Annotated in this window: 22 protein-coding genes; 11 read left to right on the top strand and 11 right to left on the bottom strand. The window is 67.4% G+C overall.

Annotation, left to right across the window (positions count from 1 at the left end):
- Positions 1-29: 29 nt before the first annotated feature.
- Entirely contained in the window at positions 30-2,831 is a 2,802-nt protein-coding gene (locus tag EH199_RS14295; RefSeq protein WP_124809973.1) for a DUF3857 domain-containing protein, read from the bottom strand.
- Between the two features lie 285 nt (positions 2,832-3,116).
- Here EH199_RS14295 and EH199_RS14290 point away from each other — a divergent pair, with 285 nt between their 5' ends.
- From EH199_RS14290 to EH199_RS14270, 4 genes are all read left to right on the top strand, one after another.
- A complete protein-coding gene (locus tag EH199_RS14290) occupies positions 3,117-3,578 on the top strand; it encodes a hypothetical protein (protein WP_223806683.1) in 462 nt (153 codons plus the stop codon).
- Positions 3,579-3,741: 163 nt separating this feature from the next.
- Positions 3,742-4,140: a hypothetical protein gene (locus tag EH199_RS14280; RefSeq protein ID WP_223806682.1), complete on the top strand. Its 399-nt coding sequence runs from the start codon at positions 3,742-3,744 to the stop codon at positions 4,138-4,140.
- Positions 4,141-4,214: 74 nt separating this feature from the next.
- Entirely contained in the window at positions 4,215-5,408 is a 1,194-nt protein-coding gene (locus EH199_RS14275; protein ID WP_124809970.1) for a glycosyltransferase family 1 protein, read from the top strand.
- A gap of 83 nt (positions 5,409-5,491) precedes the next feature.
- Entirely contained in the window at positions 5,492-6,127 is a 636-nt protein-coding gene (locus tag EH199_RS14270) for a hypothetical protein (RefSeq protein WP_124809969.1), read from the top strand.
- 27 nt (positions 6,128-6,154) lie between these two features.
- Here EH199_RS14270 and ruvC read toward each other — a convergent pair whose 3' ends face one another.
- From ruvC to EH199_RS14250, 4 genes are all read right to left on the bottom strand, one after another.
- Positions 6,155-6,631 carry a crossover junction endodeoxyribonuclease RuvC gene (gene ruvC, locus EH199_RS14265; RefSeq protein WP_124809968.1) on the bottom strand — a complete coding sequence of 159 codons (477 nt, stop codon included), beginning with the start codon at positions 6,629-6,631 and terminating at the stop codon, positions 6,155-6,157.
- Positions 6,632-6,751: 120 nt separating this feature from the next.
- The gene (locus EH199_RS14260; RefSeq protein ID WP_124809967.1) at positions 6,752-7,495 is read right to left on the bottom strand and encodes a YebC/PmpR family DNA-binding transcriptional regulator; all 744 of its coding nucleotides are present in this window, start codon (positions 7,493-7,495) and stop codon (positions 6,752-6,754) included.
- A gap of 157 nt (positions 7,496-7,652) precedes the next feature.
- Positions 7,653-7,889 carry a DUF2312 domain-containing protein gene (locus EH199_RS14255; RefSeq protein ID WP_124809966.1) on the bottom strand — a complete coding sequence of 79 codons (237 nt, stop codon included), beginning with the start codon at positions 7,887-7,889 and terminating at the stop codon, positions 7,653-7,655.
- Between the two features lie 121 nt (positions 7,890-8,010).
- On the bottom strand, positions 8,011-8,349 hold the full coding sequence (locus tag EH199_RS14250; protein WP_124809965.1) for a DUF1244 domain-containing protein: 339 nt from the start codon (positions 8,347-8,349) through the stop codon (positions 8,011-8,013).
- Positions 8,350-8,447: 98 nt separating this feature from the next.
- On the opposite strand from EH199_RS14250, the gene pyk reads away from it, so the two are divergent.
- Together pyk and EH199_RS14240 are read left to right on the top strand one after the other, a co-directional pair.
- Positions 8,448-9,914, top strand: coding sequence for a pyruvate kinase (pyk, locus tag EH199_RS14245; RefSeq protein WP_124809964.1), 1,467 nt, complete (start codon positions 8,448-8,450; stop codon positions 9,912-9,914).
- Positions 9,915-10,049: 135 nt separating this feature from the next.
- Positions 10,050-11,678, top strand: coding sequence for an inorganic phosphate transporter (locus EH199_RS14240; RefSeq protein ID WP_124809988.1), 1,629 nt, complete (start codon positions 10,050-10,052; stop codon positions 11,676-11,678).
- Positions 11,679-11,718: 40 nt separating this feature from the next.
- Here EH199_RS14240 and EH199_RS14235 read toward each other — a convergent pair whose 3' ends face one another.
- Positions 11,719-12,687: an SDR family NAD(P)-dependent oxidoreductase gene (locus tag EH199_RS14235; RefSeq protein WP_124809963.1), complete on the bottom strand. Its 969-nt coding sequence runs from the start codon at positions 12,685-12,687 to the stop codon at positions 11,719-11,721.
- A gap of 135 nt (positions 12,688-12,822) precedes the next feature.
- Here EH199_RS14235 and EH199_RS14230 point away from each other — a divergent pair, with 135 nt between their 5' ends.
- On the top strand, positions 12,823-13,443 hold the full coding sequence (locus tag EH199_RS14230) for a TetR/AcrR family transcriptional regulator (protein WP_124809962.1): 621 nt from the start codon (positions 12,823-12,825) through the stop codon (positions 13,441-13,443).
- A 3-nt stretch (positions 13,444-13,446) separates the two neighbouring features.
- On the opposite strand, the gene EH199_RS14225 is transcribed toward EH199_RS14230, so the two are convergent.
- On the bottom strand, positions 13,447-15,027 hold the full coding sequence (locus EH199_RS14225; protein ID WP_124809961.1) for an amino acid ABC transporter ATP-binding/permease protein: 1,581 nt from the start codon (positions 15,025-15,027) through the stop codon (positions 13,447-13,449).
- On the bottom strand, positions 15,012-16,622 hold the full coding sequence (locus tag EH199_RS14220; protein ID WP_124809960.1) for an ATP-binding cassette domain-containing protein: 1,611 nt from the start codon (positions 16,620-16,622) through the stop codon (positions 15,012-15,014). The genes EH199_RS14225 and EH199_RS14220 overlap by 16 nt, the downstream gene beginning before the upstream one ends.
- A gap of 129 nt (positions 16,623-16,751) precedes the next feature.
- Here EH199_RS14220 and EH199_RS14215 point away from each other — a divergent pair, with 129 nt between their 5' ends.
- The 4 genes from EH199_RS14215 to EH199_RS14200 all read left to right on the top strand — a co-directional run bounded on the left by EH199_RS14215 (position 16,752) and on the right by EH199_RS14200 (position 20,118).
- Positions 16,752-18,323: a cytochrome ubiquinol oxidase subunit I gene (locus EH199_RS14215; protein WP_124809959.1), complete on the top strand. Its 1,572-nt coding sequence runs from the start codon at positions 16,752-16,754 to the stop codon at positions 18,321-18,323.
- Between the two features lie 12 nt (positions 18,324-18,335).
- Positions 18,336-19,484 carry a cytochrome d ubiquinol oxidase subunit II gene (cydB, locus tag EH199_RS14210; protein WP_124809958.1) on the top strand — a complete coding sequence of 383 codons (1,149 nt, stop codon included), beginning with the start codon at positions 18,336-18,338 and terminating at the stop codon, positions 19,482-19,484.
- A gap of 12 nt (positions 19,485-19,496) precedes the next feature.
- Positions 19,497-19,607, top strand: coding sequence for a cytochrome bd-I oxidase subunit CydX (gene cydX / locus EH199_RS14205; protein ID WP_124809957.1), 111 nt, complete (start codon positions 19,497-19,499; stop codon positions 19,605-19,607).
- Between the two features lie 169 nt (positions 19,608-19,776).
- Positions 19,777-20,118 carry a helix-turn-helix transcriptional regulator gene (locus EH199_RS14200; protein WP_124809956.1) on the top strand — a complete coding sequence of 114 codons (342 nt, stop codon included), beginning with the start codon at positions 19,777-19,779 and terminating at the stop codon, positions 20,116-20,118.
- A gap of 4 nt (positions 20,119-20,122) precedes the next feature.
- On the opposite strand, the gene EH199_RS14195 is transcribed toward EH199_RS14200, so the two are convergent.
- From EH199_RS14195 to EH199_RS14185, 3 genes are all read right to left on the bottom strand, one after another.
- The gene (locus tag EH199_RS14195) at positions 20,123-20,731 is read right to left on the bottom strand and encodes an HNH endonuclease (RefSeq protein ID WP_124809955.1); all 609 of its coding nucleotides are present in this window, start codon (positions 20,729-20,731) and stop codon (positions 20,123-20,125) included.
- Positions 20,732-20,979: 248 nt separating this feature from the next.
- Positions 20,980-22,425, bottom strand: coding sequence for a M20/M25/M40 family metallo-hydrolase (locus EH199_RS14190; protein ID WP_124809954.1), 1,446 nt, complete (start codon positions 22,423-22,425; stop codon positions 20,980-20,982).
- 40 nt (positions 22,426-22,465) lie between these two features.
- Positions 22,466-23,899 (bottom strand): M20/M25/M40 family metallo-hydrolase, encoded by a 1,434-nt coding sequence (locus tag EH199_RS14185; RefSeq protein WP_124809953.1) that lies wholly within the window; start codon positions 23,897-23,899, stop codon positions 22,466-22,468.
- Positions 23,900-23,913: the final 14 nt, after the last annotated feature.

Genomic DNA, 23,913 nt, shown 5'->3' with positions numbered 1-23,913 from the left:
GCCTTTTTCATGGGCTATCGGGCGCTCCCTTACAGCGCGTAGCGCCGGTACTCCTTTTCGACCATGGGCAGGATGCGCAGCGCCTGTTCGCGTTCGCTGTCGGCTTCGGCGCCGCGCCCCAGCTGTCGCAGGATCAGGCTGCGGATGTAGCGGCTCTGCGCGAGGCCGGGCGACTGGACGAGCGCGGCATCGATATCCGCCAGTGCCTCGGTGAGCTTGCCGAGACGAAGCCAGGTAACCGCGCGGCTGTCGAGGATTTCCGAGGTGTCGTCGCTCAGTTCGATCGCGCTGGTGCAATCCTTCAGCGCGGTGTCGATCTGCACCTGCCGCAGCGCCTTGGTCCAGCAGCGCCCGTTCAGCAGGCTGGGCTTGCCCGGCTTCTGCACGATCAGCGCGTCGTATTGCCCGATCGCGGCCGCCGGATCGCCGAACTCGCCGAGAATCTGCGCGCGCGAGAGCTGGTAATCGAAGCGCGTCTGGCCGCCGAGCGCGATCTTTTCGTCCAGCACGGCCAGCGCGTTGTCCAGCTTGCCCTGTTTCGCGGCGTAGTAGGCGAACCGGCCGATCGCGGCGATCGAGGAGGGATCGAGCGCCCGCGCCGCATCGGCATCCTTCTCGGCCGCGGCATAATCGCCGATGGTATCATAGACGTCGGCGCGCTCGAGATAATCGTCGACCGACGGGTGCGCGGCGATCACGTGGGCAAGGTCGGCGATGGCCCCCTTCCATTCGCCGATGCGCTTGCGATAGTTCGCGCGATTGCTCCAGGGCACCGTATTGTCCGGCTCCGCGGTGGCGATCGCGCGTTCATAGAGCGCGTTGATGCCCGCGATCTGGGACGATCCGCGCGCCACCGCGTCCGTCAACTGCCAGCGCCGCCGCGTATCGCGTGGCGCGATCAGCCGTGGCGCCTGCGCATTGATGGACGCGGCCCGGTCCCGTTCGCCGGGGATGGCGGAGGGTGCCACTTCCGCGCCGGTTGTGGTCAGCGTTTCGTCCAGAGTCAGCAAGGCGCCGTCCCGCGAGAGATGGCGCTCCAGATGCTGCCCCGCCACCTCGGTATCGAGAGGACGTTCGCCTTCTACCGTCAGGCCCCGGCCCTCTTCCGGCAAGTGGATGCGGGCCGTGTAGTGGATGCGATCCGGTGCGTCGGTCGTGACCGGGATGTTCGTCCACGACGTGCGCGCGCGATCCGGGGTGAATTCAAGGCCCCCGGTCAGGCGCGCGACCTGCCGCTTGCGCAGGTGATCCTCGGTCGTCCAGGGCGTGGTGAACACGGCCTTGCCGGAAACGGCCACCGTCCCGCCATCCGCATCGGGCTTCGTGGCCAGATCGATGAACTGCCCCTCGCCAAGCAGCCGCTGCAGCATGTTTTCGAGGAACTGTTCGTGTTCCTTTGGGCCCAATTGTTCCTTGGCCGTATTCAGCAGCGTGGCCGTGCCGCCCCGGAAAACGGCGTTGATCCGGGTGAGCGAGGGCAAATCGGTGCTGGTGCTTTCATCGATGTCCAGCGTGATATCGACCGAGGCGCGCGCGGGTGCGGTGCGCTGGATCGTTTCCAGGTCCGCCCCTTCGGCACGCAGCGGCAACACCTGCCGCATCGCCGGCGTATCGCCGAGATCGGGCAGGCGGGTTCCCGTGTCGGTGCCATCCAGCCAGACCGACCGTCCGCCGATCCGCGCGCGCACGAACACATGGTCGAACGCCCCCGCCGAAGGCAGGTGCTGCGGCACCAGATCGTCCATCGTCGCGCTGGCCAGAACCGGTTCGGCATCGATCTGCAGCGCGCGCAGCATGGCCAGCAGCAGCAGCGTCTTGGCCTTGCAATCGCCGTACCGGATCGACCAGGTCCGCTCCGGCGCCTGCGGAACGTAATTGCCGCCGTTCATCTGGACGGCGACATAGCGGATCTTGTCCTGCACGCTGCGCAGCGCCAGGGCGGCCTGCGTCAGCGGGTCGGCGCTTGCCTTGCGGATCGTTTCGATTTCCGCCGCCAGCGCGCCGTCCTTCTCGATCTTCCCCTCCGTGGTGAACAGCGGGCTCATGACTTTCGAGACTTCGCGCCAGGACGCGAAATCGGAGGCTTCGATGAAAGCCGGCTGGCGGAAGCGCAGGGGCGCGTCGCCGGGCATCTCGGGTTTCTTCGGTGTGGGCAGCGCCACGGATACGGTGGTGAAGCCATCGCGCGTGACCGTGGTGGTTTGCGGGGTGGCGCCCACGATCTGCCAGTGCGGCGGCCGTTTGGACGGGAAGCTCAACGCCATCGTCGCGCCGCTGGTTTTGGCGGGCAGCGCGATCAGCGGCGCCTGCCACTGCGCACGATCGCCCAGCGCCTTGTCCAGCGTGGTAACGGACGCGCGCACGTGCAGGGTATCGCCGATCTGGAGGCCCTCAGGCTCCATCGTGGCGGTCAGGAGACCGGTGATCTGGCGCTGTTCCAGCTGCTGTTCACGCCGCAGGACGTCGAACCGCTTGCCGTCCTTGAGCAGATCGATCGTCGCGCCGTTGCGGATGATCGCTACTTCGTGAACGATGAGATCGCCCTTGTCCGGCAGCCACGGCAGCGCGAGCGTGGAGTTGCTGGCGATCGTTTCGGCGTTGGTCATCTTGACCGTGATGTCGAAATAGCTCCACACCCGGCCATCGGCGATCCGCACCTGCCAATCGTAAAGCGGCGCGAACGCACTGTCGCTGGCCAGCGTGGCGGGCAGCGAAACCGGGTGAATCCAGGCGGGCGAAGGTTGATACAGCGGCGTTTCGCCGGCTGCGGCGGGTTGCGCCAGCAGCACGGCCGCCATGGCCGAAACACCCGCCAAATCGATTCTGCCCATGCGTCTTTGCCCCCGTATCAGCGAGCGTGCGCCATTGGCGGACCCGCGTCAGCGTGTTGAAGTAGGGCGAATTATTTGCGGCAACGCAACCCGTACCGCCAAAACGCACACAGTTTCCGCCGCTCCCCGAGGTCGCATATTTGTTCATCAAACCCGGAATGAACCTGAACAAAAGCTGCCAGTTCCTTTCCGGTTTCGTTCAGCGCGAATCGCCTAGACCGCTTCTCACGGCGGCACATCGGGGAAGGCACGGGGCTTTCCAGGGACCGTTCCGGGAGAACGCTCATGATGCAATTCGCGAAGAAGGCGATCCTCGCCACCGCGCTGGCCGCCACCACGTTTGCCAGCGTCGCGCCGGCCTCGGCCCGGCCCTATTACGGCGGTGGCTATGGCGGCGGTTATCATCGCGGTGGTGGGGACGCCACCGGCGCCGCGATCGTCGGCGGGATCGTCGGCATCGCCATCGGCGCGCTGATCGCCTCGAGCGCCAACAGCAACAAGCACGACCGCTACCGCGATCGCGGCTGGACCTGGCGCGACGGATACTACTGGGACCGTGACGGTCGTCGCTATGACCAGAACGGCCGGCCCTGCGATGAAGAGGGCTATTACGCCCGCCGCGGGTACAACGACAACGGCTACTACGGGCGCGACGGCTACAACAACCAGGGTTACAACAACGGCTACGGCGGCGACTACCGGGAGGGCTATCGCGGCGATCCGCGTGGCTATCCCTACGGCAACTGATCCGGGGGGACGGGACGGGGGCGACCCCGTCCCGTTTTGCGACGGATCGTGCCCCGATAACGCCGTGTGACGGGATTTTTCAGGCTCCGTTCAGCGCGAGCCGGGCAGATGAAAAGGCAACAGTCCGTGCCAGGGACCGACACGGCGGATGAGGAGAACAGTCGTGAACCATCTCAAGAAAGGCATCGTTGCGATGACGCTGGCGGCCACCGCGCTGGCGGCCGCGGCTCCGGCGCAGGCACGCCCCTACTACGGCGGCCCCTATTATGGCCATCGTGGTGGTGACAGCACCGGCGCGGCGATCGCGGGCGGCATCGTCGGCCTGGCGGTCGGCGCGGCCATCGCGTCGAACCACCGCGACCGCTACTATGATCGCGGCTATTATGCCGACTACCCGGCGTACCGGGCCTATCCTGCCTATCCGGCGCCGGTCTATCCCGCCTATCCGGTCTATCCGCGCAGCTACTATTACGCGCCGCCGCCCCCGCCGCCCGTGGTGGTCTATCGCGGCGGCTGGGGCTGGCACGGCGGCTGGCACCACGGATACCGCCGCGGCTGGTAAAGGCACCGCGGTTTGCCTCGGCCGCTACCTTTCGTGTACTCGCCAAGCACGAAAGGGGCGGCTAAGGGGACGCGATGGTCGACTCCACCGATACTGGGTCCTTGCCCGCCACGACCCAAGGGCTGCGCGTGGCGCTGTTTAGCGGCAACTACAACTATGTCCGCGATGGCGCCAACCAGGCGCTGAACCGGCTGGTCGGCTATCTCCAGCGCCAGGGCGCGCAAGTGCGCGTCTATGCGCCCAAGGTGGCCAACCCCGCGTTCCCGTCCAAGGGTAAGCTGGTCGGGGTGCCTTCCATCGCCATTCCCGGCCGCGCGGAATACCGCCTGCCAATCGCGCTCAGCCCGCGTGTGCGGCGCGATCTGGCCACGTTCGCGCCGCATGTGGTCCACGTTTCCTCGCCCGACATCGCCGGCCACCGCGCGGTCAGCTGGGCGCGCCGGCACCGCCTGCCGATCCTCGCCTCGGTCCACACCCGGTTCGAGACCTACCCCCGCTATTACAACATGGCGTTCCTGGAACCGGTGCTCGAGGCCGTGCTGCGCCGTTTCTATCGCCGTTGCGATGCGCTGGTCGCGCCGTCCGAATCGATGGCGCAAGTGCTGCGCGCGCAGCGCATGAACTACGACATCGACATCTGGTCGCGCGGGGTGGACCGCGATGTCTTCCATCCTGGCCGCCGCGATACCGCCTGGCGGCAAAGCCTGGGCATCGCCGATGACGAGGTGGTGATCGGCTTCCTCGGCCGCCTGGTCATGGAAAAGGGGCTGGACGTCTTTTCGGATTCGATCGACCAGCTTGCCCGGCGCGGCGTGGCGCACCGGGTGATGGTGGTAGGAGAAGGGCCGGCGCACGACTGGTTCACCGAACGGTTGCCGCAAGCGGTGTTCACCGGCTTCCAGGGCGGCGCGGACCTTGGCCGCGCGGTCGCCAGCATGGACGTACTGTTCAACCCGTCCATCACCGAGACATTCGGCAACGTCACGCTGGAGGCGATGGCCTGCGGCGTGCCGGTGGTCGCTGCGGCGGCCACGGGCAGCCAGAGCCTGGTCGACGACGGCGTTTCCGGCCGGCTGATCGCCCCCGGCGCGGTGCGCCAGTTCGCCGAGGCCCTGCGCGCCTATGTCGAGGACGCCGACCTGCGCGCGCGCCACGGCGCAGCGGGCGAGGCGCGCAGCCTGGAGTTCAGCTGGGACCGCATCAACCAGGCGGTGGCCGATACCTACCTGCGGCTGATCCGGCAGAAGGGCAAGGCGAAGCGGCGGTAGGGCGGCAGGTCCCCGGCCGCGCGGGATGTGCGGCGGGAGGAGGGGACTTTGCGTAGGGATCTTGAGTTTGCCAGATTGAGATCATGCAACGCGCACATGACAAACTGATCGCCAGTGCCGCCAAGCAGGAACTTGGGTCGATAGGATTTGTTCGAAAAGGTCGCTCCCGTATTTGGATCGCAGATCATTTCTGGTGGGCAACGGTTGTTGAATTCCAACCAAGCTCTTGGAGCAAGGGCAGTTACCTCAACGTCGCAGCCCATTGGTTTTGGTCGTTGAATGATCACCTCAGCTTTGATTTCGGCGGTCGCGTGGAAGAGCATATCGCATACGCGTCGGACGAGCAGTTTGCTGAAGCTGCGGTCTATCTTGCACGACGTGCTGCTGCAGAGGCAGTCAAGTTGACCGACTCTTTCCGCTCCCTGTCCGCAACGGCGGCAATTCTCGTGGAAGAAGAGCGCCGCAGTTCCACCGGCGGATGGATGGCCTACAACGCAGGTATCGCAGCAGGCGTTGCTGGGTTAAGCGCTGAGGCGAGCGAAATGTTTACGCATGTTTTGAATGGGTTCGCTTCACCGGACTCGGTTTTAGTGCAAGCGGCAGGCAGAATGGCCGCACTTCTTGATCAGCCATCCGATTTCCGAGACATGATAAATTCGCTGATTGCCAGACGCCGAGATGCTTTGGCGTTGCCCATTCTGTCTAGCCCTCCGCTGTAGCCTCCCGCCAAATCTTCCCGCGCTACCCTATCGGTGGCTGCCCAGCATGTTGGCGTGGGTGATCGCCACGGCGAGCGCGTCCGCCGCGTCCTCGCCGGCCAGTTTCACGCCGGGGAGCAGCACTTTCAGCATCGCCTGAACCTGCAGCTTTTCCGCGCCGCCGGTGCCGACCAGCGCTTTCTTGATCACCTTGGTGGGGTATTCCGCCACCGGAATGCCCGCGCGCGCCACCGAAAGCATGGCGACGCCGCGTGCTTGCCCCAGCTTCAGCGTCGATTGCGGGTTCACGTTGACGAAGACTTCCTCGACCGCGCCGGTATCGGGGCGGTGGGCCAGGATCACATCGGTCAGCGCGGCGTCCAGCTCCACCAGCCGTTCGGCCATGCTGGCCTTGGCATCGGTGCGGATCTGGCCGTTGGCGATGTGGCTCAGCCGGCTGCCCGCCTTGGCCACCACGCCCCAGCCGGTGCAGGTGAGGCCGGGATCGATGCCGAGGATGATCATTCCTGCCCCTTCCGCAGACGGGAGGCCAATGGGTGGGAAGGTCCGGCGCCGCCCCCCGCAAGGCCCACCCCCGACCCCTCCCGCAGGCGGGAGGGGAGATGCATCAGGCCAGCTTTTCCATCACCCAAGCTTTTCCATTACTTCGTCGGGGATTTCGTAGTTGCCCCACACGGTCTGCACGTCGTCGTCGTCGTCCAGCACGTCGATCAGCTTGAGCAGCGTGGCGGCGTCGTCGGCGGAAACCTCGGTCTTGAGGTTGGGCCGCCATGCCAGCTTCACGCCTTCGGCTTCGCCCAGCGTCTTTTCCAGCTCGCGCGCCACTTCGTGGAGGTTTTCCACCGCCACCCAGATCGAATGCGATTCCTCGTCGCTCTCGACATCGTCGGCGCCGGCCTCGATCGCGGCTTCGAGCACCTTTTCCTCGTCGCCGGCCTTGCCGGGGTATTCGATCAGGCCGAGCCGTTCGAAGCCGTGGCTGACCGCGCCGCTGGCGCCCAGGTTGCCGCCGTTCTTGGCGAAGGCGGTGCGGACGTTGGTGGCGGTGCGGTTGCGGTTGTCGGTCAGCGCCTCGACGATCAGCGCGACGCCGCCGGGGCCGTAGCCCTCATAGCGGATTTCCTCGTAGTTCTCCGCATCGCCCTTGCTGGCCTTGTCGATCGCGCGCTGGATGTTGTCCTTGGGCATCGACTGCGCCTTGGCGGCGTTGACCGCGGCGCGCAGGCGCGGGTTCATGTCCGGATCGGGCATGCCCATCTTGGCCGCGACGGTGATTTCGCGGCTGAGCTTGGAGAACTGGGCAGAGCGCTTCTTGTCCTGCGCGCCCTTGCGGTGCATGATGTTCTTGAATTTGGAATGGCCTGCCATGGGAACCTTCGGAAGTCTGCGAGTTGCGGAGCTTCCGGCATCCTCGGCGCCCCGGTTGCGCGCGCCTTACACCGCGCGGGGGGGCGATAGCAACCGCCCCCGGAATTCCCGCTGTTGTCGGTGTTTGCGCGCGCGGTGGTTCCGCGTCGGTTCGGGGTCAGCCCAGGCCCAGCGCGGTCTTGTAGGTTTCGAGAACCATTTCCATCTCGCGGCGGTCGTCGGGCTTCATCTTCCGCAGGCGTACGATCTGGCGCATGATCTTGGCGTCGTAGCCCACGGCCTTGGCTTCGTTGTAGACATCCTTGATGTCGTCGCCGATGCCCTTCTTTTCTTCTTCAAGGCGTTCGATGCGCTCGATCAGGAGGCGCAGGCGATCATCGGCGGCTTCGGCCATCGGGAAACTCCGCAAGGGTTATGGTGAATCGGTCGGCCGCGCTGATAGCGGGCGCGCCGGTTCGCGCAAAGCGGCGGCTGTGGAAATCCTCTCCGCTGGCGGCGGAACTATCGGCGGATCGTCAGCGTCCGGCGTTCTTCTTCATGCTTTCCTCCATGCGCGCCAGCTGTTCGGGCGTCGCCTCGGTCTGGAAGCGGGCCTTCCATTCGGCGGCGGGCAGGCCGTGGATCGCTTCGCGCGCGGCGGTCTTGTCCAGCCCGGCGCCGGCTTCGTTGATCCAGTCGGCCAGACAGTTGCGGCAGAAGCCGGCCAGGCCCATCAGGTCGATGTTCTGCGCATCGTGGCGGTGGCGCAGATGGCGCACCAGGCGGCGGAACGCGGCGGCGGCCACCGCATCGGGCAGGGCATCGAGCGCATCGGCGGGGGTATCGCCGGCACCGGGTGTCGCATTCGTATCCATGGCAATCATTCCCTTGGGTTTTCCCGTCGCATAGGCCATAGGCCGGGGCCGTTGAAGAGGCGCTTTCCGTAAGGGCCGCAAAAACTAGGGAGCCACGCGTGGCGAAACATGATCCCCGGGGCCGCAAGGTGAAGATTCTGGCGACGGTAGGCCCGGCCAGCCGCGCGCCCGAGATGCTCGAAAAGCTGTTCCGTGCCGGCGCCGACGCCTTCCGCGTCAACATGAGCCATGGCGATCACGCCACCCACGCCGAAACGATCGCCTCGATCCGCGCGCTGGAAAAGAAGGTCAACCGGCCGATCACGATCCTGTGCGACCTGCAGGGGCCGAAGCTGCGCGTGGGCACGTTCCGCGAAGGCCGCGCGGTGATCCGCCATTCGGGCCACTTCACCCTGGACCGCAATCCCGAACCGGGCGACGAGACGCGCGTCTGCCTGCCGCATCCCGAACTGTTCGGCATCCTCGAAAAAGGCCAGCGCCTGCTGATCGACGACGGCAAGCTGAGGTTGCGCGTGATCCGCGCGGACAAGGACGAGATCCTGTGTTCGGCCGAGGTCGGCGGGGTGATTTCCGACCGCAAGGGCGTGAACGTACCCGATGCGGTGGTGCCGGTGCCGGCGCTGACCGACAAGGACCGCCGCGATCTGGCCTTCGCGGTGGAGCACGGCGCGGACTGGATCGCGCTGTCGTTCGTGCAGCGGCCCGAGGACGTGGCCGAGGCGCGCCGCCTGATGGGCGGATACGGTTCGCTGATGGCCAAGATCGAGAAGCCGGCGGCGATTTCGCGGCTGGAGGAGATCATCGAGCTTTCCGACGGCATCATGGTGGCGCGCGGCGATCTGGGCGTGGAGCTGAACCCCGAGGAAGTGCCGCCGCTGCAGAAGCGCATCGTCGAATTCGCGCGGCGGCAGGGCAAGCCGGTGGTCGTCGCCACGCAGATGCTCGAATCGATGATCGAAACCCCGACGCCGACGCGCGCCGAAGTTTCCGACGTGGCCAACGCGGTCTATGACGGCGCGGACGCGGTGATGCTCTCGGCCGAAACCGCCGCCGGCGCCTGGCCGGAGGAAGCGGTGACGATCATGCACCGCATCGCCGCGCAAGTGGAAGCCGATCGCGGCTATGCCGCGCGCGTCCATTTCATCGAGACCCTGCCCGATCCGACGACGGCAGACGCCCTGTCGCAAGCCTGCGCCAGCATTGCCGATACGCTGCCGATCTCGGGCATCATCGTGTTCACGGGATCGGGATCGACCGCGCGCCGCGTCGCGCGCGAGCGGCCGGCGGTGCCGATGCTGGTGCTGACGCCGTCGGTGAAGACCGCGCGCAAGCTGGGCCTGCTGTGGGGCGCGCACGCCGTGACCACGCGCGACATCGGCAGCTTCGAGGAGATGATCGCCAAGGGCAAGCGCATGGCGCTGCGCCACGGCTTCGGCACGGCCGGTGCCAGGCTGGTGACGCTGGCCGGCGTTCCCTTCGGCACGCCGGGCGCGACCAACCTGCTGCACGTGGTGACGCTGACGGGGGACGAACTGACGCGGCACGGCGAGCAGCCCGACACCTGACCGGTGACGATCGGGTCTCCGCGCGGCGGGGGCGCTGTAACATTGAAACAAAAGTGTCATGTGGCGCGCCTACGGCAAGTCTGAGCAAGAATGCTCAGGGCCACAGATTCGGGTTTCATGAACGCATCGATTACCATGTCCGGCGCCGCTTCCGGCGTCGGCGGTTCCAAGCCGGCCGGGCGGCCCGATCTTGACCGCGGCCTGGGCCGGGTGGGGATGATCGCCTTCGTCGGCGCGATCGCTGCGGCCGTCGCCTATGTCGCCTGGAGCATCTATTCCGACGCCGCGGCCTCGGGCGTGCAGCCGACGACCTACCTGCCGTTCGTGCTGCTGTTCGTGGCCCTGCTGATCGCGCTGGGCTTCGAATTCGTGAACGGCTTCCACGATACCGCGAACGCGGTGGCGACGGTGATCTACACCAACGCCATGCCCGCGCACGCGGCGGTGGTGTGGTCCGGCTTCTTCAATTTCCTGGGCGTGCTGCTGTCTTCCGGCGCGGTCGCCTTCGGCATCGTTTCGCTGCTGCCGGTGGAACTGATCCTCAAGGTGGGGTCCAACGCCGGTTTCGCGATGGTGTTCGCGCTGCTGATCGCGGCGATCGTATGGAACCTCGCGACGTGGTGGTTCGGCCTGCCGTCGTCCAGCTCGCACACGCTCATCGGCTCGATCATCGGCGTCGGCGTCGCCAATGCGCTGCTGCATGGCAAGAGCGGCACCTCGGGCGTGGACTGGGGCAAGGCGACCGAGATCGGCCAGGCGCTGCTGCTGTCTCCGCTGATCGGCTTCGGCGTGGCCGCGCTGCTGCTGCTGGCGATGAAAGTGCTGGTGCGCAACCGCGCGCTCTATGCCGAACCGAAGGACGGCGTGCCGCCGCCGTGGTGGATTCGCGGGCTGCTGATCTTCACCTGCACCGGCGTCAGCTTCGCGCACGGGTCGAACGACGGGCAGAAGGGCATGGGCCTGATCATGCTGATCCTGATCGGCACGGTGCCCACCGCCTATGCGCTGAACCGCGCGGTGCCCGATCGCTACATGGCGGAGTTCCATGCCAATACCGTGGCCGCCGCCGGCGTGCTGGGTGCGCCCGGCGCTTCCGGGACCACGGCCGGCACCACGCCCGCACAGGCCCGCGAGGCCATCACGCGTTACATCGCCGACCGCAAGTTCACGCCCGCCACGCTGCCGGCGCTGGGCGTGCTGATCCGCGATGTCGACACGCAGGTCAGCGAATACGGTTCGCTGGCCAAGGTGCCGGCCGCTGCCGTGGGCAACATCCGCAACGACATGTACCTCGCTTCGGAGGCGATCCGCTGGCTGGGCAAGGACAAGAAGGCCGCCCTGCCCGAAGCGAGCGCCAAGGCGCTGTCCGCCTACAAGGGCTCGCTCGACGCTGGCACCCGCTTCATCCCGACCTGGGTGAAAGTGGCTGTCGCCGTGGCGCTGGGGCTGGGCACCATGGTCGGCTGGAAGCGCATCGTGGTGACGGTGGGCGAAAAGATCGGCAAATCGCACCTGACCTATGCGCAGGGTGCCTCGGCCGAACTCGTCGCCATGGGCACGATCGCCGGCGCGGACATGCTGGGCCTGCCGGTTTCGACCACGCACGTCCTCTCCTCCGGCGTGGCGGGCACGATGGCGGCCAACCGGTCGGGCCTGCAGATGGGCACGATCCGCAACCTGCTGATGGCCTGGGTACTGACGCTGCCAGCCTCGATCCTGCTCTCGGGCGGGCTTTACCTGCTGTTCCACGCGCTCGTCGGATAGCGCGGCGGCGCGGGAGAGAAGCCCCGCGCCACCTTCGGCTTCAGAACCGTTCGCCGACCATTTCCTCGCTCTTCGCCCAGAGCGCGCGGGCGTTGTCCGGATCGAGCGCGTAGGAACGCACGCCTTCGGACACCGGGCTGATGAGTCCGTCGGTCACTTCGGAAACGTGGCAGTTCTCGCAATAGCGCCCGCCGACCTCGTCCGCACTGGCGACCACGCCGGCCCAGACCGAGGTCGCCGCGCCCTGCGGAATGGTCTTCCAGGCGAAGGGCGGCTTTCCTTCCGTCGCCAGGTCGGCGTTGATCTGTTCCACCAGCGCATCGAGCGCGTCCTGGCCCATATGGCGGCCCAGTTCGGTGTTGATGCCGCCCGGATGCAGCGCGGTGGCGCGCACGCCGCGATCCCGGTGGCGGCGGTCGAATTCCACCGCGAACAGCACGTTCGCGGTCTTCGAGCGGCCATAGGCTTCGAAGGGCGTATACGGCGTGCGATCGAAGTTGGGATCGTCCAGATCGACGTCGGAGAAGCGGTGGCCCGAGGAGGCGACGGCGACGAAGCGGCCACCCGGCGCGATCAGCCCGGCGATGCGGTTGACGAAGACGAAATGGCCAAGGTGGTTGGTGCCGAACTGGGTTTCGAAGCCATCCGCCGTCTTGCCCAACGGCGTGGCCATGACGCCGGCGTTGGCGATGACGAGGTCGAACGGCCGTCCATCGGCGACGAGCGCGTCGGCCGCGGCGCGGACGCTGGCGAGCGAGGCCAGATCGAGCTCGATCAGGTCGAGCCCGCCACCGTTGGCGGCCTGTTCGCGCACCACGGCGGTCGCGGCTTCGGCCTTGGCGAGATCGCGCGCGGCGCCCACCACCTGTGCGCCATGCGCGGCCAGCGCGCGCGCGGTTTCGACGCCGAGGCCGGCGGAAACGCCGGTGACCAGCACGCGCTTGCCGGAAAGATCGATGCCGGCCAGCACGTCGTCGGTGGTGGATGTGGCTCCGAAGGTCTGGGACATGAAAGGGACTCCTGTCTGGGGCGCACCGCTCCCGCCGCCAGAAGGCCCATTGCCTGCCGCCGGTTGAGGGTATATGAAAGGGAGGGTTCCTCCGCTTTAATACGGAGGCATCCTCCGTTTATCAAGGGGCGTCGTGTGGCGACGGTCGAAAAAGTTTCCGGTGCCGAAGCCGGCCGGCGGCCGCGTGCCGATGCGGCCCGCAATCGCGCGCGGCTGCTGGATGCGGCCAAGGCGGTCTTCGCGGCGAAGGGCGCCGACGCGAGCCTGGAGGCGATCGCCCGCACGGCGGGGGTGGGAATCGGCACGCTCTATCGCCATTTCCCCACCCGCGATGCGTTGATCGAGGCGGTCTATCGCAACGAGACCGACCAGCTTGGCGAAGCGGCGCGGCGCTTGGCCGCCGAACTTCCACCGCTGCTGGCGCTGCGCGCGTGGATGCTGGCCTTCGTGGACTACATGGCGACCAAGCAGGGCATGACCGACCTGCTCAACGCGATGCCGGCCGGCCCAGGCCAGCTCTATGCCGCATCGGGCGCCGTGATGCGCGAGGCGATGGTCGCGCTGATCGGCCGGGCGGTGAACGCGGGCGAGATGCGGTTCGATGGCGATCCGTTCGATCTGCTGCGCGCGCTGGGCGGGGTCGCCAGCCTCGGCCGCGATGACGCCTGCGATAACGAGGGCGATAACGGTGGCGGGGCGGCGGCACGCGCTATGGTTGATATCCTGATCGCGGGCCTGCGCGCGCCGCGCGCCTGAGGCTCAGCCGAGCGGAACGGTCTGCTCCGCCAGTGCGGCCATCGCCGGGCGGTGGCTGACGAGGATCAGGCCGCTGCCGCTCGTATCGAGCCAGTCGCGCAGGCGCACGACGAGCTGCGCCTCGGTTTCCGCATCCAGTCCCTCGCTCGGTTCGTCGAGCACCAGCCAGGGCCGGCCGGCCAGCAGCGCGCGGGCGAGCGCTATGCGGCGGCGCTGGCCGCCCGAAAGCCGCGCGCCATCGCCGCCCAGCCACTGGTCCAGCCCTTCGGGCAGTGCGCGCACCACGTCGTCGGCACAGGCGACGCGCAGCGCGTCCCACATGCGCGCTTCGTCGAGACCCGGCGCGGCAAGGCGCAAATTGTCGGCAATGGAGCCGGCGATCAGCGGCGCGTCCTGCGCGGCGAGCGCGAACAGCGGGCGGCGGCTTTCGGGGGCGATGGCGATCAACGGTATGCCGTCGATTGCCATGGTCTGCGGGGCATCGTCGCGCAGGCCGGCGAGCGTTTCGACCAGCCGGGTCTTGCCCGCGCCCGATCGTCCGGCGATGCGCAGCCGCGCGCCGCCCGTGCAGGCCGCGCCGGCGATGGTCAGCGTTTCGCCCTTGATGTCCGGGCCGTTGGGCGTGGGGCCGTGTTGGGCCAGGCTGGCAAGGCGGTGGCGTGCGAGATCGACACGCGGGGCCTGTATGTCGGTCTGCGCCAGCGCGGCCCAGCCTTCCAGCCCGCCCAGCGCGGCGAGCGCGCCCAGCGCGAGCAGCGGCGCGCCGGCGGGGCTGAGCGCGATCATCGCGGCGACGGTCACGACGGCGAGCAGCGCCTGCACCGCGCCGATGCGCGCTTCGGCGCGGACGGTAGCGAGCCGCGCCGCGTCGTAACCGGCGGCGGCATCGGTGGTCAGCGCGGCGATGCGCGGGGCCAGGCCATAGATGGCGATGTCGGCGCAAGGAGTGGCGCGGTCGGCATAGTCGCGCTTCATCCGCGCGAGCGCTTCCGCGCTGGCGGCGAGCGGTTCTGCCAACAGGCGCGCGGCCATGCGCCGGGCGGCGAGCCGCATCGCCACCATGCCCAGCACCAGCGCCAGCGCGGACGGCCGCCCCATCGCCAGCGCGGCCACCAGCGCGACCGTGGCCGAAGCCAGCGCGGCGGGCAGGGTGGCGCGGCGGATCACGCTGTCTTCCAGCGCATCGACATCGTTGCCGAGCCGGGCTGCGAGATCGCCGGTGCTGGTTTCCAGCGCTTCGGCGGGGCGGGCGGCGGCGAGTCGGGCGAACAGGTGCGGGCGCAGGCCGGCAAGGGTGAGCAGCGCGGCCTTGTGGCCCAGCAGCCGCTCGCCATAGCGCGTGGCGGTGCGGGTGATCGCCAAGCCCCGGATCGCCGCGCTTGGCAGCAGGTAGTTGAACGCCTGCACCGCCGCCACGCCGCCCAGCCCGGCGATGGCCGCGCCCGCCAGGAACCAGCCCGACAGCGCCAGCAGCGTCACGCCCGCCACGGCGGCAAGCCCGGCGCAGAGTATGGCGAGGCGCAGCGTGGCGCGCTGGGGCCGGGCGGCTTCGGCCAGCAAGGTGTCGATCAGGAGAGGCGGCATGTGGACCCCGCTATGGCGATGAGGTCGGCGTCGTGCGTGGCGGCGATGACAAGGCGGCGCGCGGCCTGATCGGCCAGGATCGCGCGGATCGCGCGCGCGGTGTCGGCATCGAGATCGGCGGTCGGTTCGTCCAGCAGCAGGATGGGGCGGCCGCTGAGGATGGCGCGGGCGAGCCCCATGCGGCGGCGTTCCCCGCCCGAAAGCCCGCTGCCGCGATGGTCGAGCGGCGCGTCAAGCCCGCCGCGCGATCCAATCATCGTGCCCAGCCCCAGCCGCCCCAGCAGGATCAGCGTGGCGGCTTCGTCGAGCGGCGTGTCGGTCATCACCAGATTGTCGCGCAGGGTGCCGGGCACGAGCGCGACGCTTTGCCCCGCCCAGCCGATGGCCGGATTGAGCGCGCCGGGCACGAAGGGCGTTCCATCGCGCGTGAGGGTGCCTTGTTCGACCGGTACATGGCCGATCAGCGCCAGCAGCAGGGAGGACTTGCCGGCGCCGGTGGGGCCGGTGATCGCGTGGAAGCCGGGGCCGCGCCAGTCCGCGTCGGGCACCGCGATGGCCGCGCCTTCGGGATGGCGCAGCACGACCCCGCGCGTGGCCAGCACGGTCGCGGCGGAGGGGATGGCCTGCGTTGCCACCGGGGCCGGCATCCGCGCGCGCTCTGCGGCGATCGCGGCCAGCGCGGCTTCGCCGGTCTGCTTGTCGTGATAGGCGGCGGCAAGGCGGCGCATCCCCAGGTAGAACTCGGGTGCGAGCGCGAGGACGAAGAAGGCGCGCGTCAGGGTCAGGTTTTCCGGCGCGGGAAAGGGCAGCAGGCCCAGCAGCGAAAAGCCGCAATAGACCGCCACCAGCGCGACCGAGAGCGCCGCGAAGAATTCCAGCACCGCGCTCGACAGGAAAGCGATGCGCAGCACGGCCAGCGTGCGCCGCGCGACATCGGCGGACGCCGTGCCCAGGTGCGCGGCCACGCGCGCCTCCGCCCCGAACGCCAGAATCGCCGGCAGCGTGCGGACGCGGTCGACGAACAGGCCCGAAAGCCGGGACAGCGCCTGGTGCTGGGCATCGGCGGCGCGGCGCGCGGCCGATCCGGCGAGCGCCATGGCCAGGCCGAACGGCGCCAGTGTTATCAGCATGATGCCGGCGGCGATCATGCTTGCAGGCGCGGCCGCAAGCGCGATAAGAAAGGGCGAAATGGCTGCCGCCAGACGCAAGGGGGAGAAGCGCGCGGTGAGACCTTCTGTCACATCGACCGCGTCCACGGCGAGGTGTAGGTCCTCGCCGACAAGGCGTGCGCGTTGCAGCCTTGTCGGAAGGAGCGCGCGGTGCAGATCCTGACGCACCATTCGTTTTTCCGCATTGGCGGCGATTTGCCCGCTGATGCGGGCGCGGGCGACCGCGAAGGCGCGCAACACTCCACCCGCCAGCAGGAGCAAGACCCATACCAAAGCATGATGTCCTTCCGCCCGCCGGCCCACGATGATGGCCAGCGCAAGGGCAACGGCCACTGCGCCCGCGCTGTCCAGAAGCCACCAGGCGCCGGCGCGGCCCGCGCCGCGGCGTTTTCTTTCAGGCGTTTGGGAAATTGCGCTGCTTGACATATTCGTAAAGTCTTATATTAGTAAATATTGTAATTGATCAAGGGTTTGAGTCAAACCTCCGGCGCCGGCCCAGTGGCACCAACCATGCCGCCCCGCAATCTGCCGGCCAATTAACGGGGAACATGCCAGATGGATATGGCAGTCGTAGAGCTTTCCCGCCTTCAGTTCGCGCTGACGGCCATGTACCACTTCCTTTTCGTGCCGCTTACGCTTGGCCTTTCGTTCATGCTCGTCATCATGGAGAGCATCTACGTGATGACCGGGCGGGAGATCTGGCGCGTCGTCACGCGCTTCTGGGGCAAGCTGTTCGGAATCAATTTCGTGCTGGGTGTGGCCACGGGCCTTACCATGGAATTCGAGTTCGGCACGAACTGGTCGTACTATTCCCACTACGTTGGAGACATCTTCGGCGCGCCACTGGCGATCGAGGGGCTGATGGCCTTCTTCCTCGAAGCGACGTTCGTGGGCCTGATGTTCTTCGGCTGGGACCGGCTGTCGAAGATCGGGCACCTGCTGGTGACCTTCCTGACCGCGCTGGGCACCAACCTTTCCGCGCTGTGGATCCTGATCGCCAACGGCTGGATGCAGAACCCGGTGGGCGCGACGTTCAATCCCGACACGATGCGCATGGAAGTGACCGACTTCTATACGGTGCTGTTCAATCCGGTGGCGCAGGCCAAGTACGTCCACACCGTCAGCGCGGGCTATGTCTGCGCCTCGGTCTTCGTGATGGGCGTTTCGGCGTGGTACCTGCTCAAGGGCAAGTGGACCAACGTCGCCCGCCGGTCGATGATGGTGGCGGCCGCGTTCGGCCTTGCCTCGTCGCTGTCGGTCGTGGTGCTGGGCGACGAATCGGGTTACGCCCTTACCGACAACCAGAAGATGAAGCTCGCCGCGATCGAATCGATGTGGCACACCGAACCGGCGCCGGCCGGGCTCTCGCTGTTCGGCATCCCCGACATGCAGGCGCAGGAAACGCGGTTCGACATCAAGGTCCCGTATGTCCTCGGCCTGATCTCCACGCGCAGCCTCACGGGCGAGGTGACCGGCATCAACGAACTGGTGCTGCGCGCCGACCAGCGCATCCACAGCGGGTTGATCGCCTATGACGCGGTGGAGAAGCTGAAGGCCGACCGGAACGACATCGCCGCGCGCGCAACGTTCGAGAATCACAAGGCTGATCTCGGCTATGCCCTGCTGCTCAAGCGGCATCTGGCCGATCCGCGCCAGGCGAGTGACGCGCAGATCCTCAAGGCCGCGTGGGACACCGTGCCCAACGTGCCGGTGATGTTCTGGCTGTTCCGCTTCATGGCGGGGCTGGGCTTCTTCTTCATCGCCTTCTTCGCGGCGGCCTTCTGGTGCGCATCGGTCTGCCAGTTCAACCGCACATGGTTCCTGCGCGTGGCGGTGGCGATCATTCCGCTGCCGTGGCTGGCGATCGAGTTCGGCTGGGTGCTGGCGGAAATCGGCCGTCAGCCGTGGGCGGTGGACGGCGTGCTGCCGACCTTCCTTGGCGCATCCTCGCTGACGGTCGCGCAGGTCTGGGCGACGATCGCCGGCTTCACGCTGCTCTACGGCACGCTGGCGGTGATCGAGGTGCGGCTGATGCTGGCGTCGATCCGCAAGGGACCGGTCGAACATCACGCGCCGGCTGCGCAGCACGGCATGAACGGCGGCTTCGCGCCGCTGCCGGCGGAATAAGGAGACAGGCGCATGGGTATCCCGCTCGACTATGAAACGCTGCGCCTGATCTGGTGGGTGCTGCTGGGCACGCTGCTGATCGGCTTCGCGCTGACCGACGGTTACGACCTTGGCGTGGCGGCGCTGCTGCCGTTCGTCGGCAAGGACGACGAGGAGCGCCGGCTGGTCATCAACGCGGTGGCGCCGCACTGGGAAGGCCATCAGGTATGGCTGATCCTGGGCGGTGGCGCGATCTTCGCCGCCTGGCCGTTCGTCTACGCCGTGAGCTTCTCCGGCTTCTACCTCGCCATGTTCCTGGTGCTGGCGTCGCTGATCCTGCGACCGGTGGCGTTCAAGTACCGCTCCAAGAAGCCCGATGCGGGCTGGCGCGCGCGGTGGGACTGGGCGCTGTTCATCGGCGGCTTCGTGCCCGCGCTGGTATTCGGCGTGGCCGTGGGCAACGTCCTGGCCGGTGCGCCGTTTCGGCTGGATAGCGACTTGCGCGTAACCTACGAAGGCACGCTGCTGGGCCTGTTCACGCCCTTCACGCTGCTCACCGGCCTGCTGTCGGTGACGATGATCGTGCTCCACGGCGCGGGTTGGCTGGCGGTGAAGATCGAGGACGGCCCGGTGATGGAACGCGCGCGGCGGATCGGCACCTGGGCGGCAATCGGCTCGATCGTGTTGTTCGCGGCGGGTGGGTTGATCGTGGCCAAGGGCGGACTGGGTTTCCGCCTGGACGGGTTGATCGACGCTGCCGGGCCTTCCAATCCGCGCTTTTCCAGCGCGGCGGCGGCGCCCGGCGCATGGCTGGCCAATTACGGTGCGCATCCCTGGATGCTGGTCGCGCCGCTGCTGGGCCTTGGCGGTCCGGCGATCGCGCTGGCGGGCATCCGCGGGCACAGTTCCGTGCTGAACCTGATCGGGTCCGCGCTGGCGACGGTGGGCATCATCGCCACCGTCGGCCTGTCGATGTTCCCGTTCATCCTGCCCAGTTCGATCGATCCGCGATCGAGCCTGACGGTGTGGAACGCCTCGTCGAGCCACCTCACGCTGTTCGTCATGCTGCTGGTGACGGTGATTCTCCTGCCGATCGTGCTGGCCTATACAAGCTGGGTCATGAGCGTGCTGTTCGGCCGCGTGACGATCGAGGATGTCCGCACCAACCCCGATTTCTACTGAGGATACGGACCGATGTGGTATTTTTCGTGGATTCTCGGCCTGGGCCTGGCGCTGGCCTTTGGCATCATCAACGGCATGTGGCACGAATTCAACTCGCCGATCGACGACGATCCCGCGATCTGACGCGATCAACCGATCCGGACCCTGCCGGGACCGTCATGGTCCCGCGCGCTGGGGGCGGGGGCCTGTGCGGCTTCCCGCCCCTTCTTTTGACCGATCAGGCGGATTTTGGTGTGTTTGTGCCGATGGCGGGGCTTGTGTGGCGTCGCGAAACACTTACGTCACGGAAGTCATGAAGCCAGCAGACCTCTCCGACCTGAAGGCCAACGCCAACCGCATGGCCCAGCGGCTCAAGATCATGAGCCATCCCGAACGGCTGCTCATGCTGTGCCGGATGGACGAGGGCGAGGTATCGGTGAACGAGCTGGTCGCGCTGACCGGCCTGTCGCAATCGGCCGTGTCGCAGCATCTCGCCATGCTGCGCGAGGAAGGCGTGGTGGCAATCCGTGGCGAGGCGCAGACCCGGTTCTACAGCCTGAAGGACCCGGTGGTCCGCGCGATCATCCATGCCTTGTGCATCATCTGCGATCAGCAGGGCGACAGCGGGCGGGATGCGGGGCAGGCGGCGGCCTGAACCTTCAGCTTTCCAGTTCAACGTCCCAGTACAGCCAGTCGCGCCAGCTTGCGTGCAGGTAGTTGGGCGGGAACGCCCGGCCCTTTTCCTGCAATTGCCAGGTGGTGGGCCGGATCGGTTCCTCCATCAGCCGCATGTGGGCCTGCTTCGGCGTCCGCCCGCCCTTGCGCAGGTTGCACGGCGCACAGGCGGTCGACACGTTTTCCCAGGTGGTGCGGCCGCCCAGGCGGCGGGGTACCACGTGATCGAACGTCAGCTGGTCCGGGCTGCCGCAATACTGGCACACGAACCGGTCGCGCAGGAACAGGTTGAAGCGGGTGAAGGCCGGAAACTCGCTGGGCCGCACGTACTGGCGCAGCGCGATCACGGAAGGGATCTTCATGTCCAGCGAAGGGCTGTGCACCTCGCGGTCATACGTGGCGATGATGTCCACCCGCTCCAGGAACACGGCCTTGATCGCGGTCTGCCACGGCCACAGGCTGAGCGGATAGTAGCTCAAGGGGGTGTAATCGGCATTGAGGACAAGCGCGGGGCAACCCGACAGGTTCCGCGCGGCATCGCCGCTATGGGGCCTGGCCGCAGCCGCCCGCTCTATCAACGCGGTATGAAGCATGCTCCGGCGCGTCTCCCGCAAACCTGCCTTGCCGGCTCCGGTTCAGCGAACCAGGGCCTGCCAGAGCGGGCAGCGGCAGCAGGAGGAATGCCCGCCTGCGTGGGTATGTGGAAAATCTGCGTGACCGCTTCGTGACGCATGCCAGCCAAGGAACACGGCAGGGCAGGATGCGTCAAGAGCCTTGTCCCCGCGCTATCCACAGCTTGTCCCGCAGGGAGGGCGCCGGGCAGCGTCGGGTCGCACTGCCTTCAGCCGGCATAGGCCTTGATCAGATCGAACAGGAAATCGCGGCCGACGAACAGCGAGCGCACCTCGATCCTTTCGTTCAAGCCATGGGCGCCGTTGCCGTCGGGATCACCCCACATGCCGGGAACGCCATAGGTCGGAATGCCCACGGCGCCCAGGAACGTGGAATCGGTGTAGCCGTTGGCCATCACCGGCACGAGCGGGACGCCGGGGAAATACTTCGCCACCAGCTTGCGCGCCGGATCGATCACCTTGGGCGATAGGGGCGGCGGGGGTGGCGAGGGGCGCAGCGGCGCCAGCGCGGTGACGGTCACGCCCGGATCGCCGATGATCGCGGCCAGTTCGCTCCGGATCGCTTCGACCGAATGGCCGGGAAAGATGCGGCAGTTGATGTTGGCGCCGGCACGCTGGGGCAGCGCGTTGCGGGCATGACCGCCATCCAGCATCGTGGCGACGCAGGTCGTGCGCAGGTTCGAATGCAGGAACGGGTCGGTATTGACCACCGCTTCCGCCGCCTTGTCCGCCGGGTTGGCCGCGAGCGCGACCATCGCCTTGCCGATGGCATCGTTGCGCGCCGCGCCCGCCGCGCGGAAATAGGCGCGGGTGGTATCGGTGAATTCCACCGGAAATTCATGTGCTTCCACCCGGTCGAGCGCGTGGGCGAGCTGGTAGATCGCGTTGTCCGGCCGGGGCACCGAACTGTGGCCGCCGGGATTGCGCGTTTCCAGCCGGTAGTTGCCGAAGGTCTTTTCGCCGACCTGGATGGTCTGCTCCACCACCTTGCCCCCGGCGGCCACGGCGCGTCCGTCGGTGGTGCCGCCGCCGCCCTCGTTCAGCGCGAATTCGGCATCGATCAGGTCGCGCCGGTTGGCGGCGAGCCATTCCGCGCCGTTGAACGCGCCGTTGGTCTCCTCGCCGCAGGTGAGCGCGATCTTGACCGTGCGGGCGGGCTTGTAGCCGCTTTCCCGGAAGCGGATCAGCGTATCGACCAGCATCGCCGCCATCGATTTCACGTCGCCCGTGCCGCGCCCGTAGAAGTAGCCGTCTTCCTCGACCAGCTTGAAGGGATCGCGCTCCCAGTCCTCGCGCTTGGCCTCCACCACGTCGATATGGGCGATCGCGAGCAGCGGCTTCAGCGTCTTCGACGTGCCGGGATAGACCGCGACGAGACCGCCGTCCTTGGGGTGTTCGGGCGTGCTGAACAGCGTGATCTGGCTTTCGGGCAGCCCGGCCGCGCGCAAGTGGGCGGCCATGCGCTCGGCCGCGAGCGTGCAACTGCCCGCCGAAAGCGTGGTATTGGTTTCGATCAGTTCGCGGAACAGGTCGCGGAACCGGACCTGGTCCGGCCGCAGCGGCGCTTCCGCCGCCTGCGCTCCGGTCGATGCCATCAGCAGCCCCGCCAGGGCCAGCCCGGCCACCCTGGAGCGCCATCCGGATCGCTTCGTCATCGTTCCTCCCCCTGCTTGCCCGCTCATGTCCGCGTTGCCCTCAGCCTGCGTAGGCCTTGACCAGATCGGTCAGGAAATCGCGGCCGGTATAGACGGCCTTGGCGCGCATCCGCTCGTTGAGGCCGTGCGCGCCGTTGCCGTCGGGATCGCCATAGAGGCCCGGCGGGCCATAGGACGGAATCCCCACCGCTTCGAGGTAGATGCCGTCGGTGGCGCCGGTGGACATCACCGGGACCAGCGGTACGCCCGGATAGTACTTCGCCACCAGCTTCTCGGCCGGACCCAGGATTTGCGGAGTCAGCGGCGGCGCCTTGGGCAGCGGGCCGCGATCGTCGATCTTGGTTACCGTCATCCGCGGATCGGCGATCACGTCGGTCAGCGTCTTCTGCACGGCTTCGAACGAGACGCCGGGGAAGATGCGGCAGTTGACCGTGGCCGCCGCGCGCTGCGGCAGCGCGTTGTTGGCATGGCCGCCTTCGAGCAGCGTGGCGACGCAGGTCGTGCGCAGCATCGAATGGAACGAGCGGTCGGTGTTGAGCGTGGCTTCGGCCTGCTTGTCGGCCGGATTGGCCACGATCGCCAGCATCGCCTTGCCGATCGCGTCGTCGCGCGTGGCGCCCAGCTTCGCGAAATAGCCGCGCGTGGTATCGTTCAGCATCAGCGGGAATTCGTAGTCGCGCAGCTTCACCAGCGCGTCCGACAGTTCGTAGATCGCGTTGTCGCGGATCGGGATCGAACTGTGGCCGCCGGGATTGGTCGCCTCGATCTTGAAGTTGGCGACGACCTTTTCGCCGACGTGCAGGTTCTGCTGGATCACCTTGCCTTCCGGCGATCCGTCGGTGCGGCCGCCGCCGCCTTCGTTCAGCGCGAATTCGGCGTCGATCAGGTCGCGCCGGTTCTCCGCCAGCCAGCGCACCCCGTTGAACGCCCAGCTCGTCTCCTCGCCGCAGGTCAGCGCCAGCTTGAGCGTGCGTTTGGGGCGATAGCCTTCGCTCTTGAAGCGCGTCAGCATGTCGACCCAGATGGCGTCCATCGCCTTCATGTCGGCCACGCCGCGACCATAGAAATAGCCGTTTTCCTCGATGAACTGGTAGGGATCGCGGGTCCAGTCCTCGCGCTTGGCGACGACGACGTCGAGATGGCCAAGCAGGAGGATGGGCTTGAGCGTCTTCGAACTGCCCGGGAGCACCACGACCAGCCCGCCTTCCTTGGGATGATCGGGCACGGCGAAGCGGGTGATCTGCGTGTCGGCGAAGCCGGCGGCCTTGAGATGGCCTTCGATCTTGTCGGCCAGCGCGGTGCAGCTGCCGGTGGTGATCGACGTGTCGGTCTCCACGAATTCCTTGTAGAGTTCGCGGAACTTCGCCTGATCGGCGCGCAGCGGTGCGGGCGCGTCGGCCGCGTGGGCGGCTGGTGTCATGAGTGTGGCGGCAAGCAGGCTGGCGGCCAGGGCGCCAAAGCGGAACGAACGCATTCCTATCCCCTGAA

The organism is Novosphingobium sp. LASN5T, from assembly GCF_003856955.1.
Taxonomy (GTDB): Bacteria; Pseudomonadota; Alphaproteobacteria; order Sphingomonadales; family Sphingomonadaceae; genus Novosphingobium.
The sequence above is the reverse complement of the archived record's forward strand: the minus strand, read 5'-3'. Positions and strand labels throughout refer to the sequence as shown.